Consider the following 15,906-nt stretch of genomic DNA (forward strand, 5'->3'; position numbering starts at 1 on the left):
GCGGGGAACTGCGCAATCTTTTGGACCAGCCCCCACCCACCGCGGAGCCCCCGCGGAGGGTTACTGGTCCGAGGAGAAGCGGAGTGAGGCCGCTGGGATGTGGGCGTCGCACCAGACGCGTACGCCCTCGCGGAGTTCGTTGTCGGGGCCGACGGTCGCGCCATCGCCGATGACCGTGTTGGTGAGGACGGTGCGTTCGCCGATGTGGGCGCGGGCGCCGATGAGGGAGTCGGTGATGACGGCGCCGGGGGCGATCACCGCGCCCGAGAGGATCGTGCTGCCGGTGATGCGGGCGCCCTCGCCGACGCGGGCGCCGTCGCCCACCACCGTGCCGCCGGTGAGTTTGGCGTCGGGAGCGACCGTGGCCGTGGGCAGGATCAGGCGGTCGCCGCAGCGGCCGGGGACGGCCGGGGACGGGGCGCGGCCGAGGACGAGGTCCGCGGAGCCGCGGACGAAAGCCTGCGGGGTGCCCAGGTCCAGCCAGTAGGTGGAGTCCACCATGCCCTGGAGGTGGGCTCCGGTGGCCAGCAGCTCGGGGAAGGTCTCGCGTTCGACCGAGACGGGGCGGCCCTCGGGGATCGTGTCGATGACCGCGCGGCGGAAGACGTACGCCCCCGCGTTGATCTGGTCGGTGACGATCTCCTCGGGGGTCTGGGGCTTCTCCAGGAAGGCCGTGACGCGGCCGGTGGCATCCGTGGGGACCAGGCCGTACGCGCGCGGGTCCTCGACACGGGTGAGGTGGAGGGAGACGTCCGCGCCGGTCGTCTCGTGGGTGCGGACCAGGGCCGGGATGTCCAGGCCCGTGAGAATGTCACCGTTGAAGATCAGTACCGGGTCGTCGGGGCCCGAGTGGAGCCGGGACGCCACGTTGCGGATGGCGCCGCCCGTGCCGAGGGGCTCTTCCTCGGTGACGTACTCGAGGTGGAGGCCCAGGGAGGAGCCGTCGCCGAAGTACGGCTCGAAGACCTCGGCCAGGTAGGAGGTCGCCAGGACGATGTGCTCGACGCCCGCCGCCCTCGCCCGCGCCAGCTGGTGTGTGAGGAAGGGGACCCCGGCCGCCGGAACCATCGGCTTGGGAGTGTGCACCGTGAGCGGACGCAGCCGGGTGCCTCTGCCGCCGACCAGGAGGATCGCTTCTGTCACCTGTCGTCTCTGCTTCCTGCCGGGACCGGCCGAACTGTGTTTCGGCCGGCCAGTGTATGCAGACTGTTCGATGGCGCCTTCGACGGGCGTGCGGTGTCCTTCGATGACCCTCTGACGACCGGTGGTTCTGTCGGCCCCGTTCTCCCGCTGGGTCGGACGCCCTACCGTCCCTGGTAGCGCGCCGCCGTTTTGCGGGCCGAACCGAGCTTGCCGTACAGGAGCCTTCCTGGGCACTCCGTCGCGAATCCGTCCCGATGGCCGGAGATCACATTCAGTCGCACGCTCTTTCCCTTTTGGTAGAGATTGCCACCGCCCGACGTCAGGTATGTCTTGCCACGCGGATTCGCTCCGTAGAGGCCGAGTTTCCAGGCCGTGAGACGCGCGATGGCTTGGACCGCGGAGCTCGACGGCTTCGTTTTGCCGAAGCTGCCGAGAACGGCGATCCCCATGCTGTTGGTGTTGAAACCGAGAGTGTGGGCGCCCCTGACGGCCTTCGCCACACCCCCGGCGCGCCCCTCGTAGATGTTTCCGCACTTGTCGACGAGGAAGTTGTAGCCGATGTCGCGCCAGCCGCTGCTCACCACGTGGTAGCGGTAGATACTGCGGATGACCGAAGGGGCTTGGGAGCAGCTGTAGTTGTTGCCCGAGGCCGTGTGGTGGACGAAGGCGGCCTTGACCTTCTTCGTGTAGACGAAGCCGCGCTCGCGCAGGTTCTCGTTCGCGCCCCAGCCGCGGCGCGTGATGATGCGCGGGCGTGCGCCGATGTACGGCTTCGCGCGCTGCTCGCCCCGGCGTGCGGCGAGGAATTCGCGCTCCGTCTCCTCCTGGGAGAGCGCGGGGATCTCCAGCGCGCCGAGGGGCGCGAGATCGGCGTTGACGGCGGACGTGGCGGCGGCCTGGGGGGAGAGTGCGCCGTGGCGCGCGTCGTCCATGCCGGCGCTCTCGTGAGCGCTCAGGCGCGGGTCGCCCGCCGGTGCGCCCGCGGGTGGGGCGTCCGCGCCGGGGTCGACGAGTTCGAGGTGGAGCCCCGTGGGGAGCGGTGAGTCGCCCGGAGCCGTCGCCCGTTCGTCCTCCTCCGCCTGGACGCGCACTTCGACGCCGTCCGAGTTCCCCACCCACAGGGGCGCCGTGGAGCCGCGTACCCGGCCCGATTCGCCCTCGGCGGTGTCCGGGTCGGCCGCGTGCTCGTGGTTGTGCGTCTCGACGTCCTGCCAGCCGGACCAGTCGCCGTTCGCGACCGTACGGGTACGGACCTGGACGCGTCCGTACAGCTCAGTGTCCGGGTTGTCCCAGACGACGCCGACCAGGGAGAACGGCCGTACGTCCCGTCGCGTGAGCCCCTGTTCGGGCGCTGCGGAGCCGAGAGAGCGCTCGCCGGAGAGCGGGGCGAGCGGCAGGGACTGGGTGCTGCCGGGGACGGCCGGCTCGGACGTCCCCGCCGGGGGCTCTGCCTGCGCCGGGGCGGTCAGGGCCAGTGGAAGGGCGAGTGCGGCCGCGCAGGTGACGCCGACCGAGGAAGCAAGGAATCCGCGCATGCCCCCGATCGTGGACATAGTCATACATATCTGTCCATCGGGGAATTGACGGACCGTCGGGGGGCGCTCGTCCGAACCGGTGGCGCGGGCGGCCGGTCCCGCGCGCCGCCCCCGCGTACGCTTGCGCGCGTGAACGCCACCGACCGCACCCCCGCCGACCTGCTGCGATCCGCGCTCGCCGCGGACCCCGCGCGCCCCCTGGTGACCTTCTACGACGACGCCACGGGCGAACGTGTCGAATTGTCCGTGGCCACCTTCGCCAATTGGGTGGCCAAGACCGCCAATCTGCTCCAGAACGAGCTGTCCGCCGAGCCCGGCGAACGGGTCGCGCTGCTGCTGCCCGCGCACTGGCAGACGGCGGCGTGGCTCCTCGCGTGCTCCTCGGTCGGGGTCATCGCCGATGTCGGGGGCGATCCCGCCGCCGCGGACCTCGTGGTGAGCGGACCGGACACGCTGGATGCGGCCCGCGCGTGCTCCGGGGAGCGGGTGGCGCTCGCGCTGCGGCCCCTCGGCGGGCGCTTTCCGCAGCCACCGGAGGGCTTCGCCGATTACGCCGTGGAGGTGCCGAGCCAGGGTGACCGCTTCATGCCGTACGCACCGGTGGACCCGGAGGAGCCGGCGCTGATCGTCGCCGGAGCCGAGTACACGGGGGCCGAGGTTGTCGAGCGGGCTCGGGCTGACGCCCCCGGGTTCGATCTCACGGGGCCGGGGTCCCGGATTCTGTCGGCGCTCCCCTATGACACCTGGGAGGGGCTCAGCGCCGGGTTGTACGCGCCGCTCGCCACCGGAGGGTCCGTGGTGCTGTGCCGCCATTTGGATCAGCTCGGGGAGGATGCTGTGGCCAAGCGGGTGGAGAGTGAGCGGGTGACTGCGACGGCTCGCTGAGGGAGCCCTTGGGGGTTGTTTGTCGGCCGCGGGCCGGTGGGGGCTTGTCGCGCAGTTCCCCGCGCCCCTGAAGGGGCGCCTTCCCGCACCCGGAGTCATCCGTTCGGCCTATCAGCGCCCCGCCCCCACCCCCACCCCGGGCCATGGTCGTAAGAGCACCGCAGCACGCTCGTACGCCCGGACTCGTACGCCATGAGGGGTGGACCGACACGTGACCGACACCGTAGGCGCGCCCTCCGGACGGCCGGAAGGGCCGGGGCTCGGGGCGTCGCCCAGCGGAGGCGGGCTCATACGTCGGCGGCGGCGGTGGCTGCGTTACACGGCGATCGGTGTGGCCGTCGTGGTGCTGGGCGCCGTGGGGGTCGGCTGGGCGGCGTACGAGAAACTGAACGCGAACATCACGCCGGACAACGCCGCCGCCGCCGAGCTCGCCCGGTATGAGAAGGAGCGGCCCACCGCGCTGGTGCGGGACGCGCAGAACATCCTGCTGATCGGGTCGGACTCGCGCTCGGGGGACGGGAACCAGAAGTACGGGCGGGACTCCGGGACCGAGCGCTCCGACACCACGATCCTGCTGCACCTGGCCGGAAACCGGCGCAGCGCGACCGCCGTCTCGCTGCCCCGCGATCTGATGGTGGACATGCCGAGCTGCCGGCGTCCGGACGGCAGCCGCACCAAGCCGGTGTTCGCGATGTTCAACTCGGCCTTCGAGGTGGGCGGTTCGGCCTGCACGATCCGGACCGTCGAGAAGCTCACGAACATCCGCGTCGACCACCACATGGTCGTCGACTTCCACGGGTTCAAGGACATGGTCGATGCCGTGGACGGCGTCGAGGTGTGCCTGAAGGAACCCATCGACGACAAGGAAGCCAAGCTGAAGCTGCCCGCGGGCAAGGTCGTGCTCAGCGGCGAGCAGGCCCTCGGATACGTCCGCGCCCGCAAGAGCATCGGCGACGGCAGCGACACCGACCGTATGGACCGCCAGCAGCGGTTCCTCGGCGCGCTCGTCAACAAGGTGCGCAGCAATGACGTCCTGCTCAATCCGGCGAAGCTCTATCCCGTGCTCGACGCGGCCACCTCGTCGCTCACCACGGACCCGGAACTGGCGAGCCTGCGCGGGCTGTACGACCTGGTGCGCGGCATGCGCAACATCCCCACGGAACGTGTGCAGTTCCTGACGGTGCCCCGGACGTCGTACGTCCTGAACGTGAATCGCGACCAGCTCGTGGAGCCCGCGGCGGCGGAACTCTTCGCGCGGCTGCGGGCGGACGCGCCGGTGGTGGTCTCGAAGAACCTTCCGGAGGATTCCGCCGCCCTTCCGGAGGCTTCCGCCGCCCTTCCGGAGGTTTCCGCCACAAAGAGCGGCAATACGACAGGCGAAAGCACGTACGACCCCTCGGGCAACTCCTCGGGCGGCTACTCCCGCGACTCCTCGCGCAACTACGAAGAGGAGTCATACGGCGACGGAAAGTCGAGGGGAAAACTGCCTGGCGGACCGGCCGGCACCCCCGAACCCGCGCCGACTTTCCGGGGGAACACGGCAGCCGAGGACGCCTGCGGGTAAAGCGCACACCAAGGCGGGGAACTGCTGAGCTAAGAAGTCTCTGAGAAATAGGGCGGATTGCCCAGTTGTAGGGGCGTTGAATTTGTCACGGCCGTCGCTCGACGCTGAACTGGGCGGATAGTGTGAGCGATCCGGTGCACCCGGCCACGAGGTCCGTCCTGGAGGTCGCGCACTGGTTGACCGAGACCCGAGCGCCTTAAGAGGGGGAAAGGCGCCGCGTGGCCCCGACGGAGGATTCAGACAACCGTGGACGCGCAAGGCCGTGGGCGGGCGGACAACATCGACCCCGCAGACCAGTGGGTACTCAACCCGAGCACCGGCGAATACGAACTGCGACTGACCCCTTCCGCACCGCAGTCAGGGGTACCGAGACCGCGGCGGGGCGCCCCCGCGGGAGCGCGTGCCCGCACCGCGCCCGGCCGGGACCGCGAGGTTCCCGGTCGCGAGACTCCGAGCCGCATTGTGCCGGGGCAGCGCCGCCGCCGCGCGGAGCCGCCGGAGCCCGTTCCGGGCCGCCGCCGGGGGCGTACGAAGCCCAAGAAGTCGAAGGCGAAGAAGATACTGCTGTGGACCGGCGGCACCATGGCCTTCGTGCTGGTCGCCGTCTCGGCCGCCGCGTACGCCTACCTCAAGCACCTTGAGGGCAACGTCAACACGACGGACATCGGCAGCGCGGGCAAGAAGGGCTTCAGCAAGGACGAGGCCTTCAACATCCTGATCATCGGTACGGACAAGCGCACCGGTAAGGGCAACGAGGGCTACGGCGACAAGAACAGCGTCGGGCACGCCGACACCAACATCCTGCTGCACGTCTCCAAGGACCGTACGAACGCGACCGCGATGAGCATTCCGCGCGACCTGATCGTCGATGTCCCGGACTGCCCGACCGTTCAGTCCGACGGCAGCACGAAGGTCATCGGGGGCACGCAGAACGTCCGCTTCAACACGAGCCTCGGCCAGGCGAACCGCGACCCGGGCTGCACCATGAACACGGTCAAGGCGGTCACCGGCATCGCACCGGACCACTTCATGATGGTCGACTTCAACGCGGTCAAGACGCTGACCACGGCGGTGGGCGGTGTCGAGGTCTGCGTGGCCCACGCCGTCAACGACAAGGAGTCGAAGCTCAAGCTGCCCAAGGGCAAGTCCGTTGTCGAGGGTGAGCAGGCGCTGGCCTTCGTGCGGACCCGGCACAGCTTCGGCAACCAGGGCGACCTCGACCGCATCAAGGTGCAGCAGCAGTTCATGGGCTCCCTGATGCGCAAGATGAGCTCCAGCAACACCCTCACCAGCCCCACCAAGCTGATAAAGCTGGCCGAGGCCGCCACCAAGGCGCTCACCGTGGACACCGGCATCGGCAAGGTGAGCACGCTCAAGGACATCGCCCTGGAGCTGAAGAAGGTGCCGACGAAGAACATCACCTTCACCACGGTGCCGGTGATCGACAACCCGACCGAGAAGGTCCACGCGACGGTCGTCGTGAACCCGACGACGGCACCCGAGGTCTTCGACGCCATCAAGAACGACGTCTCCTTCACCGCGGTGAAGGCGAAGGAGAAGAAGGAGAAGGCCGCGGTGGCCGCCCGCCTCAAGGGCACCCGCTCCGCCGCCGCCGACATCCGCGTCGACATCTACAACGGCGGCGCCGATGCCGGCTCCGCACAGGCAACTCTTAACTGGCTGCAGAATGATGAGGGCGTGCTCAAATCCAGCCAGCTCGGAAACGCTGACGAAACACTCAGCAAGACGACCCTGGAGTACTCTCCCGACCAGGCCGACCAGGCACGCAAACTGGCGGATCTCATGGGGCTGTCCGCTTCGGCGATGAAGCCTGGCAAGAGCGAGAAGAACTCACAGGGTCTGCCCGCGATCGTGCTGACCCTGGGCAAGGACTTCAAGGGCGCCGGGGTGTCGATGACCACCCCGACGAAGGCGCCCGACGTCGACAAGTCGACGGCGGACAAGACGGTGTGCGCCAGTTGATGACCTAACGGGTCTGTCAGGCGTCTAACAGGACGCGAGAAGCGTCCTGCCGGGCGCTGCAAGCGTCCGGCTGGGCGCGTGACGGACCCGTTTGTCAGGCGCAGGGTGGGGAGGGCGGAGAGATGGCTCAAAGCGGTGTGCGTGGGGAGGGAGCACGACCACGCGTCCGGCACGCCGGCGGGTCCGGCGGAGCCGGTGCGCACGGCTGGGACGACAGTCTTTACGACGAGAACGGTGATCCCGTTCACCGGGTGGACGACGGTTCGGTACGGACGGCCGACGGCCATGGGGCTCGGACGGCCGACGGCAACGGAGTCCGTGCGGCCGACGACACGATGCCGCTGAAGCCGCAGGGCCACGGGCGGCACGGCGGCGGTGGCGGCCGTCGGCGCGGGGGCGGGGGGCGCCCGCGTCGCAGACGTCGCATCCTGCGCTGGTCCGCGATTGTCCTGGCGGTCCTGATACTTGGCACCGCGGGTGCCGGCTATCTCTACTACCAGCACCTGAACGCGAACATCAAAAAGAAGGACCTGAACATCGGCGACCCGAAGGACCGGGCCGCCAAGTCGAAGGCGAACGCGGCGGGCCAGACCCCGCTGAACATCCTGCTGATCGGTTCGGACGCCCGGGACTCCACGGAGAACCAGAAGCTCGGCGGCGCCAAGGACACCTTCGGCACACCGGCCCGCGCGGACGTCCAGATGCTGCTGCACGTGTCGGCGGACCGCAGCAACATGTCGGTGGTGAGCATGCCGCGCGACACGCTGGTGGACATCCCCAAGTGCACGGACCCGGACACCGGCAAGGTCTACGCGGCCGAGACGAACGTGATGACGAACGACTCGCTGGGCCGCGGTGGCCCCGGCTGCACGGTCGCCACCTGGGAGAAGCTGACCGACATCCACATCGACCACTTCATGATGGTCGACTTCTCGGGTGTGGTGTCGATGGCGGACGCCATCGGCGGTGTCCCGGTCTGTGTGGACGCCAACATCTACTCGCACACCTCCACGGGCCACGGCTCCGGTCTGAAGCTGGAGGAGGGCACCACGTCCATCAAGGGCAAGCAGGCCCTGCAGTGGCTGCGCACGCGCTACGGCTTCGAGGACGACACGGACATAGCCCGCACCAAGGCCCAGCACCAGTACATGAACTCGATGGTGCGCCAGCTGCGGGAGAACGCCACGCTCGGCAACCCGGGCAAGCTGCGCAAGCTCGCGGAGACGGCCACCACCTCGCTCACCGTGGACGACGCCCTCGGAACCGTGACGAAGCTGTACGACCTGAGCAAGGAACTGAAGAAGGTCCCCACCAAGCGCATCAGCATGACGACGATGCCGTGGCAGTACGCGTCGCCCACCAGCGGCCGGGTGGTACCCAAGCCGACCGACGCGGCGAAGGTCTGGCGTCTGCTGCGCGAGGACATCGCGCTGGACGGCAAGGACAAGAAGAAGACCACCAAGGACAAGGCCTCGTCCGACCCGGCCGCGGCGGACGACGCGATCGCGGTGCAGGTGCAGAACGGCACCCGGACCTCGGCGCTGGCCCCGGTCAGCGGGCGCGCGAGCGCGGTGAGCGAGCTGCTCGTCGGCAAGGGCTTCACCCAGGCCAAGGCCGACACGACGACGGCGACCACCGAGGCCACGACGGTCATCCGCTACCCGAGCGCCGACCTGGAGGGTGACGCCCAGCGGATCGCCAAGTCCCTCGGCATCCCGTTCAGCGCGGTGAAGAAGTCGACGGACGTCTCCGGGGTCACCCTGGTCGTCGGCGCCGACTGGCGGTCGGGCACCACGTACACGGCGCCGGAGGACGACGACTCGACGCCGGCGTCCGCGAAGCTGGACAAGGGCACGGACACCAAGGCGTGCATGCACGTCGACCCGGACTACATCTGGTCCTAGCTGGCGGCAAGCACAGACGAGTGGGGCCCCTCTCGGTTTCGAGAGGGGCCCCACTCGTCAGTACAGAAGCTCAACTCATACGCGCTGAAGCTCAGTTGGAGCTGCGGAGCACCGCCGGTCGCCGCGACGCGATGACCTTCTTGGCCAGCGCCTTCGGGCTGGTGAGGAAGCCGAAGCCCCACGACATGTGCATGGTCGCGAGGGCGACGGGAATCTGGAGGCGCGCCTTCAGCGGCAGCCCCTTGCCCGCGGGCAGCGAGCCGAGCGCGATGGCCGCGAGGTAGCCGCCGGGGACGAGGAAGCCCCAGGGGGTCAGCGCGGCGCCCACGACGACACCCGCCGCGATCGCGCACACGGCGGTCGGCGGGGCGAGGTAGCGCAGGTTGATGGAGCCCTCGTGGTAGCGGGCGACGACGTGCCGCCAGCGCCCGTAGTCCTTGTACTGCTTGGCGAGGGCGCGCACGCTCGGCCGCGGCCGGTACGACACCCGCAGCTCGGGCGAGAACCAGATGAGGCCGCCCGCTTCCCGGATCCGGAAGTTCAGCTCCCAGTCCTGGGCGCGGATGAACTCCTCGTTGTAGCCGCCCTGCTGCTCCAGCGCCTCGCGCCGGAAGACACCGAGGTAGACGGTCTCGGCGGGAGCGGCCTCGCCGCCCGTGTGGAAGGCGGCGTTCCCGACGCCGATCTTCGAGGTCATCGCGGCGGCGACCGCGTGCTCCCAGTCGTTCTCGCCCTCGGCGTGCATGATGCCGCCGACGTTCTGCGCGCCGGTCTCCTCCAGGAGGCGTACGGCGGTCGCGATGTAGTTCGGCGAGAGCATGCCGTGCCCGTCGACGCGTACGACGATGGGGTGCCGGGACGCCTTGATCGCCGCGTTCAGCGCGGCGGGCGTGCGCCCGGTCGGGTTCGGCACGGTGTGCACACGCGGATCTTCGGCCACGAGCTCGGCGGCGATCTCGTCCGTACGGTCCGTGGAGGGACCGATGGCGATCACGACCTCCATCTCGCCGTCGTACTGCTGCGCCAGGATCGCTTGGACGGCCCCGCGCAGATGCCGCTCCTCGTCGAGGACGGGCATGATCACAGAAACGGCGGGGGGCCGCACGTCAGACTTCTCGCTCATCGGACGTCACGTTACCGCGAATGGGGGACACGGGCGCGCGCCGCCCGGCCTAAGGCCCGGGCTGCAGATCGTATGGGCCTACCGTGCTCACGGATCCCCACGCCCAGCCTCGCGGAACGCATCCCTCCCGCGTCCTCGCGGAACGCATCCCCCGTCCAGCCTCGCGGAGGTGTCCCCCTTGTCCACGCCGCCCCGCTCCCCCGTCCGCCCCCAGCGCCACCCGCAGCCGTCCCGCTCCCGGCGGCCACCTGTGCAGCCGCCCGTACGGCGCAAGAAGCCGCGCTGGGCCATGCGGATGGTGACCACCCTCTCCGTGGTGGTCCTCGCCTCGGCGGGCATCGGGCACGCGGTGGTCACCAGCCTGGACGCGGACATCGCCCGGGTCGACCCGTTCAAGGACATGAAGAACCGCCCCCGGGCCGGCCACGGCATGAACGTGCTCCTCGTCGGCACCGACGGCCGGGAAAAGATCACGGAGGCGGAGCGGCTGAAATACCGGCTGGGCGGCGCGCCCTGCCACTGCACCGACACGATCATGATCGTGCACATCTCGGAGGACCGGGGGCGGGCCAGCATCGTCAGCCTGCCGCGTGACTCGTACGCCGAGACGCCCGCGCACATCGACGAGACCACCGGCGAGCGGCACCGCTCCCACCCGGTCAAGCTCAACGCGGCGTACGCGGAGGGCGGCCCGAACCTGACCGTGCGGACCGTCGAGAACATGACCCACGTCAAGATCGACCACTATCTGGAGGTCGACTTCACCAGCTTCATGAAGACGGTGGACGTGCTCGGCGGCGTGCGGATCTGCACCGCGCAGCCGCTGAAGGACTCGTACACCGGACTCGATCTGACGGCGGGGACGCACGATCTGAACGGCGGGGAGGCCTTGCAGTACGTCCGCTCGCGGCACGCCGACGGGTCCTCCGACCTCGGCCGGATGCAGCGCCAGCAGCGGTTCCTGGCGGCGCTGGTCTCGCAGGCGACCTCGTCCGGGATGCTGATGAACCCGATGAGGTTCCGCGACGTGACGCGGGCTGTGCTCGGCTCGGTGCGGGCCGACAAGGGCTTCGGCACGGACGAGCTGCTGGACCTGGGCCGGGCGATGCGGAACTTCTCCCCCTCCTCGTCGGAGTTCACGACCGTGCCGATCGGGCAGATGGGATTCGCCGTGAAGGGCATCGGTTCGACGCTGAAGTGGGACCCGGCGAAGTCGCAGAAGCTCTTCCAGGCGCTGCGCGACGACAAACCGCTCGCGGTGCACAAGTCAGGACCCAGGGCCCTACGCGTCGATGTGGCCCCTCAGCAGATCCAGGTCCAGGTGGAGAACGGGACGGCCACGGCGGGCCTCGGCAAGCGGGTCGACAGCGCGCTCGCCGCCACCGGGTTCCGTACGACGCACCGGCCCACCAGCGCGGTGGACCGGACTCTGCGGCGCACCGTCGTCTCGTACGACCCCCGCTGGGACCGCTCGGCGCAGTCCCTCGCGACCGCGCTGCCCGGCGCCGAGCTGCGCGCGGTCCAGGGGCAGGGGCCGGTGCTGAAGGTGACCGCCGGGGCGGACTTCAAGGAAGTCAGGCGGGTGCGGGCGGAGGATCCGTCTCAGGGGGAGTTCGGGGTCGTGACGGGGGATCAGGTGATGTGTCCGTAGGCCTGGTGTGCACGGGCAGCCATGGCCCGGCTTGTACGGGCAACCGTCCGCAGAGCCCCGGTCTCCGTATCCCTCACGGGCGTCGCTAGTCGTCGAGGCCTTCCGCCGCGCGCTTCTCGCGCAGTTCCATGATCGCGCGGCGGCGGGCCAGGCGGTGGGTGCGGCGGATCTGGGCCTCCTGGCAGCGGCGCTCGTCGCGGTCGGTCTCCGGGAGCACCGGGGGGACGCGGCGGGGCTTGCCGTCGGCGTCGACGGCGGCGAAGACGAGGTAGGCCGAGCCGACCTGCTGGGCCGGCGCGGCCTCGTTCCAACGCTCGGCGAGGACGCGGACGCCGACCTCCATGGACGTACGTCCGGTCCAGTTGACCTGAGCCTTCACATGGACGAGGTCGCCTACGCGGACGGGTTCCAGGAAGGCCATCTCGTCCATGGAGGCGGTGACGGCGGGCCCGCCGGAGTGCCGCCCGGCCACCGCGCCCGCCGCGTCGTCGACGAGCTTCATGATGACGCCGCCGTGCACCGTTCCGAGAAGGTTGGTGTCGTTGTGGGTCATGATGTGGCTGAGGGTGGTCCGGGACGCGGAAGTCGGCTTGCCTGGAATGTCGGATTCCGGGCTGGAGGCCTGGTCTGTCATGGCGTCCACCCTATGCCGGGGCGCGCAAGGGTTGCTTTGCATCAGGTCTGCAACAGGCGTGACCCAGATCTCCCCACTCTCTTGTAAGGCTCACAGTGGTGCCCTGCACACTGGTCGGCATGAACGATTGGCCCGACGGGTGGTCCGGAGACAACCGCAGCAACGGCGGCAACGGCGGCAACCGCTACGGACGCGGCAGCGCAGGCGCACAGCCTGAGAGCGCGCGCGTCATGCGGCAGGTCCGGCGTGGTCCGGCAGCGCCCGCTCCGGGCAGCCCGGCCGCGCCGCCGCCGTCGTACGGCGGGGTGCCCCAGCAGCCGACGTACGTCGACGGGCAGGGGTACGACGACCAGTACGACTCCGGCTACAACACGGGCCAGGTGTACGGGTCCCCGAACGGGCCCGGCGGTCCGCAGGGCCCCGGCGGTGGCGGCTCGCGCGGCCCGCGCCCCGCGCCGAACTGGCGGCGCCGGATCAAGTGGACCGCGATCACGCTGGTCACGGTGATGGTCGTGGTGTCCGTGAGCACGTACTTCTGGGCGGACTCCAAGCTCCACCGTGACGTGGATCTCTCGACGGTCATCGACCGGCCCGACGCGGGCGAGGGCACGAACTATCTGATCGTCGGTTCCGACAGCCGCGCCGGCATGTCCGCCGCGGAGAAGAAGAAGCTGCACACCGGGTCCGCCGAGGGCAAGCGCACGGACTCGATGATGATCCTGCACACCGGCGACAACGGCTCGACCCTCATCTCGCTGCCCCGCGACTCGAACGTGACGATTCCCACGTACAAGGGATCCACGTCCGGCAAGACCTTCCAGGGCACGGGCCGTCAGGTGAAGCTGAACGCGGCGTACGCGGAGGACGGGCCGACGCTGCTGGTCCGCACCATCGAGGCCAACACCGGTCTGCACATCGACCACTATGTGGAGATCGGCTTCGCCGGCTTCGCGAGCATCGTCGACGCGGTCGGCGGTGTGGAGATGAACCTCGACCAGGGCTTCAAGGACAAGTACTCGGGCGCGGACTTCAAGAAGGGCAAGCAGACCCTCAACGGCGAGCAGGCCCTCGCCTTCGTCCGCACGCGGCACGCCTTCGCGGCGTCGGACCTCCAGCGCACGAAGAACCAGCAGAAGTTCCTGGCGGCCCTGGCGCACCAGGTCGCGACGCCGGGCACGGTCCTGAACCCCTTCAAGCTGTACCCGACGATGGGCGCGGGCCTCGACAGTCTCACCGTCGACAAGGACATGAGCCTGTGGGACCTGGCCGACATGTTCTGGGCGATGAAGGGCGTGACCGGCGGCGACGGCAAGTCCATGAACATGCCGGTCTCCGGCTCCACGGGCGGCAACCTCGTCTGGGACAAGGCCAAGGTGAAGACGCTGGTGAACGAGTTGCAGAACGACGAGAAGGTGACGGTCAGCAGCAACTGACGCCGTCACCGCCGCCTCGGCGGCCCCCGCCTACGCCCGCGCGCGGGCGAGCAGCGCGACGTGGGGCAGGGCCAGCCGCCCGCCCCCGTCCGCGAACTCGCCGCTCAGCCGCTCGTACTCCCGCCTGATCCGTACGATCGTCTCCGGTTCCTGCGAGGTGACGACGAGGCCGATGGTGGCGACGCCGGCCGCGGCGCCACCCCACCACTCCTCGACGGTGGCTCGGTGGTCCCACTCCAGTTCGGTGGAGTCCATCACGGTGAACGCGGCTTCCTCCAGCAGCTCCGCGAGCCCTTCCGGCGTCCGGGCGAAGTCATCGGCCGGGTCGCGGCGAGGCAGACAGGCCGGTGGTACGGCCCCGCCCGCCTCGCAGGCCCGCACGAGCAGGTCCTGCCCGGCACCGCGCCGCGCGCTCCACAGGGTCAGCGCGAGCCGGCCGCCGGGGCGCAGCACGCGCCGCAGCTCGGCGAGCGCGGCGCGTGGGCTGCCTACGTGGTCGAGGACGAAGTTGCCGACGACGGCATCGAACTCGCCGTCGGCGAAGGGAAGTTCCGGCAGGACGGCGATGCGGGCATCGACACCGCCGGAGCGTGCGGCCGCCACCATCCCCGCATCGGCGTCCACAGCACGGACGCGCGCCCCACGCCGCCGCGCCGCCATGGCCGCCGTACCCGTCCCGGTGCCGACATCGAGGACGTACGTCCCCGCAGCCACCTCCGCCGCGTCGAGCAGCGCCCCCACCGGGTACGCGCACAGTCGCGCGAAGCTTTCCGCGTAGGCCTGCGCCCGCCCGTCCCACATGTTCCGCTCAACGGCGTCGAAGGCCTCTGTCGGGCTCCTCATGTGAAGTCCGCGTAGGCCAGGTGCCGTGCACAGTGACGGCAGCGGAAGAGGTAGGCCGTGGGCCGGCCGTCGGCGTCCAGAGCGGACAGGAACTCCTCACCGAAGTCCGCTGCCAGGGCCTCCAGGACGTCCGGGTGCGGCGTCAGTTCGCGGATCCCGGCGCGGCCGAGGAAGACGGCCGCGTCCTCGCAGTGAGTCAGCCACCGCTCCTGCTGCCAGCCACCGAAGCCCGGGGTGCGCTGCTCGACCGTGCGCACGACATCCGCCGGCACGCGGCCGTCCACCTCGGTGAACTGCGCCTCGTAGCGCGCGGCGGCGCTGCCGTCCGCGAGGCACCACGGGCACAGCGCGTGGCTGAGGTCGGCGACGGCGTACACCGGGCCCGCGTACACGTAACCGCGCCGCTGCCCGCAGCACGCGCAGCGCGTGCCCGACGGCACCAGCGAGCCCGTGGTCAGCGGGTCGGGGTGGTACGGGAAGCAGGGCAGGGGTGGCGGGGCGACGGGGTCGGTCACTGCGCCATCCTGCCCCACAATGGATCAAGGACACCCGGTCGGGTGTCCTTGAGGCCGGTCAGGCAGATGTCACATCCTCGCGCCCGCCATCGCGCGGCACATCTCCGCGCAGCGGCGACAGGACTCGGCGCAGCGCATCATCTGGGGATCGTCCGGCATGGACATACACGCCTCGGCGCACATGTCGCACGCCTTGGCGCACATGGCGCACATCTCGGCCGACATGGGCGACCTGCGCATCATCATGTCGGCGCACATGCGGGTCATCTCGGAGCAGTCCATGAGTGCGCGCATGATCTGCATCTGGGCCTGTCCGCCCATCTGCATGCAGGAGCTCATGGTCTCCTCGCACATGGTGTGGCAGGACATGCACGCCTCGACGCAGTCCTGCATCTCCTTGGTCATGGCAGTCATGGTTCCGTGCTGCTGCATGGCTCCTCCTCGGAGTGGTGGGGCCCGGGTCGGGCCCGGGGTGCCCTTCCGTGGTACGCCTGCCGACCGTCCCGCGCCAACGGGCAGACGTGAACAATCCGCTACAAATACCTCACCGGCAAAGGGGCAAAAGACCCCGGAATCTCCCTGAGGGCCGCGTTGCCAATACGCCGATCGGTACCGCGGGCGGGGCGTGCCGGGGTCCGATCGGGGGCGAGGCCGTGGCCGAGTCCGTGACCGAGGCCGGGTAACTGCGCCCTG

The 15,906-nt window shown here is 69.9% G+C and carries 13 protein-coding genes; 6 read left to right on the plus strand and 7 right to left on the minus strand.

Features of this window, described 5'->3' with window-relative positions; genetic code table 11:
* Window positions 1-60 precede the first annotated feature (60 nt).
* Together OG975_RS19285 and OG975_RS19290 are read right to left on the minus strand one after the other, a co-directional pair.
* Window positions 61-1,143, minus strand: coding sequence for a sugar phosphate nucleotidyltransferase (locus OG975_RS19285; RefSeq protein ID WP_406330520.1), 1,083 nt, complete (start codon window positions 1,141-1,143; stop codon window positions 61-63).
* Between the two features lie 161 nt (window positions 1,144-1,304).
* Window positions 1,305-2,696 carry a peptidoglycan recognition protein gene (locus tag OG975_RS19290; RefSeq protein WP_406336340.1) on the minus strand — a complete coding sequence of 464 codons (1,392 nt, stop codon included), beginning with the start codon at window positions 2,694-2,696 and terminating at the stop codon, window positions 1,305-1,307.
* 111 nt (window positions 2,697-2,807) lie between these two features.
* Between OG975_RS19290 and OG975_RS19295 the strand changes: the two genes are divergently transcribed.
* The 4 genes from OG975_RS19295 (at window position 2,808) to OG975_RS19310 (ending at window position 9,014) form a co-directional block, all read left to right on the plus strand.
* Window positions 2,808-3,563: a TIGR03089 family protein gene (locus OG975_RS19295; RefSeq protein ID WP_406330521.1), complete on the plus strand. Its 756-nt coding sequence runs from the start codon at window positions 2,808-2,810 to the stop codon at window positions 3,561-3,563.
* A 211-nt stretch (window positions 3,564-3,774) separates the two neighbouring features.
* Window positions 3,775-5,127 carry an LCP family protein gene (locus OG975_RS19300; protein ID WP_406330522.1) on the plus strand — a complete coding sequence of 451 codons (1,353 nt, stop codon included), beginning with the start codon at window positions 3,775-3,777 and terminating at the stop codon, window positions 5,125-5,127.
* 246 nt (window positions 5,128-5,373) lie between these two features.
* Window positions 5,374-7,110: an LCP family protein gene (locus OG975_RS19305; protein WP_406330523.1), complete on the plus strand. Its 1,737-nt coding sequence runs from the start codon at window positions 5,374-5,376 to the stop codon at window positions 7,108-7,110.
* 122 nt (window positions 7,111-7,232) lie between these two features.
* Window positions 7,233-9,014, plus strand: coding sequence for an LCP family protein (locus tag OG975_RS19310; RefSeq protein ID WP_406330524.1), 1,782 nt, complete (start codon window positions 7,233-7,235; stop codon window positions 9,012-9,014).
* A 91-nt stretch (window positions 9,015-9,105) separates the two neighbouring features.
* Here the strand turns inward: OG975_RS19310 and OG975_RS19315 are convergent, their stop codons facing one another.
* The gene (locus tag OG975_RS19315) at window positions 9,106-10,137 is read right to left on the minus strand and encodes a glycosyltransferase family 2 protein (RefSeq protein WP_406330525.1); all 1,032 of its coding nucleotides are present in this window, start codon (window positions 10,135-10,137) and stop codon (window positions 9,106-9,108) included.
* 169 nt (window positions 10,138-10,306) lie between these two features.
* On the opposite strand from OG975_RS19315, the gene OG975_RS19320 reads away from it, so the two are divergent.
* Window positions 10,307-11,788 (plus strand): LCP family protein, encoded by a 1,482-nt coding sequence (locus OG975_RS19320; protein ID WP_406330526.1) that lies wholly within the window; start codon window positions 10,307-10,309, stop codon window positions 11,786-11,788.
* Window positions 11,789-11,873: 85 nt separating this feature from the next.
* Here the strand turns inward: OG975_RS19320 and OG975_RS19325 are convergent, their stop codons facing one another.
* Window positions 11,874-12,422: an acyl-CoA thioesterase gene (locus OG975_RS19325; protein WP_406330528.1), complete on the minus strand. Its 549-nt coding sequence runs from the start codon at window positions 12,420-12,422 to the stop codon at window positions 11,874-11,876.
* A gap of 119 nt (window positions 12,423-12,541) precedes the next feature.
* Here OG975_RS19325 and OG975_RS19330 point away from each other — a divergent pair, with 119 nt between their 5' ends.
* Window positions 12,542-13,855 (plus strand): LCP family protein, encoded by a 1,314-nt coding sequence (locus OG975_RS19330; RefSeq protein ID WP_406330529.1) that lies wholly within the window; start codon window positions 12,542-12,544, stop codon window positions 13,853-13,855.
* Window positions 13,856-13,885: 30 nt separating this feature from the next.
* Here the strand turns inward: OG975_RS19330 and OG975_RS19335 are convergent, their stop codons facing one another.
* From OG975_RS19335 to OG975_RS19345, 3 genes are all read right to left on the minus strand, one after another.
* Window positions 13,886-14,698, minus strand: a complete 813-nt coding sequence (locus OG975_RS19335; RefSeq protein ID WP_406330530.1) for a class I SAM-dependent methyltransferase — start codon at window positions 14,696-14,698, stop codon at window positions 13,886-13,888.
* Window positions 14,695-15,213, minus strand: a complete 519-nt coding sequence (locus OG975_RS19340; RefSeq protein ID WP_406330531.1) for a CbrC family protein — start codon at window positions 15,211-15,213, stop codon at window positions 14,695-14,697. Before OG975_RS19340 ends, OG975_RS19335 begins: the two co-directional genes overlap by 4 nt.
* Window positions 15,214-15,282: 69 nt before the next feature.
* The gene (locus OG975_RS19345) at window positions 15,283-15,645 is read right to left on the minus strand and encodes a four-helix bundle copper-binding protein (RefSeq protein ID WP_406330532.1); all 363 of its coding nucleotides are present in this window, start codon (window positions 15,643-15,645) and stop codon (window positions 15,283-15,285) included.
* Window positions 15,646-15,906 lie beyond the last annotated feature (261 nt).

It is taken from the genome of Streptomyces sp. NBC_00203 (genome assembly GCF_045206325.1).
Lineage (GTDB): Bacteria > Actinomycetota > Actinomycetes > Streptomycetales > Streptomycetaceae > Streptomyces > Streptomyces lutosisoli.

What these genes read in the sequence shown, in the direction of transcription:
- OG975_RS19290 (WP_406336340.1), bottom strand. Translation starts at nt 2,696, where the DNA reads ATGTCCACGATCGGGGGCATGCGCGGATTCCTTGCTTCCTCGGTCGGC.
- OG975_RS19310 (WP_406330524.1), top strand. Translation starts at nt 7,233, where the DNA reads ATGGCTCAAAGCGGTGTGCGTGGGGAGGGAGCACGACCACGCGTCCGG.
- OG975_RS19315 (WP_406330525.1), bottom strand. Translation starts at nt 10,137, where the DNA reads ATGAGCGAGAAGTCTGACGTGCGGCCCCCCGCCGTTTCTGTGATCATG.
- OG975_RS19325 (WP_406330528.1), bottom strand. Translation starts at nt 12,422, where the DNA reads ATGACAGACCAGGCCTCCAGCCCGGAATCCGACATTCCAGGCAAGCCG.
- OG975_RS19330 (WP_406330529.1), top strand. Translation starts at nt 12,542, where the DNA reads ATGAACGATTGGCCCGACGGGTGGTCCGGAGACAACCGCAGCAACGGC.
- OG975_RS19335 (WP_406330530.1), bottom strand. Translation starts at nt 14,698, where the DNA reads ATGAGGAGCCCGACAGAGGCCTTCGACGCCGTTGAGCGGAACATGTGG.
- OG975_RS19345 (WP_406330532.1), bottom strand. Translation starts at nt 15,645, where the DNA reads ATGCAGCAGCACGGAACCATGACTGCCATGACCAAGGAGATGCAGGAC.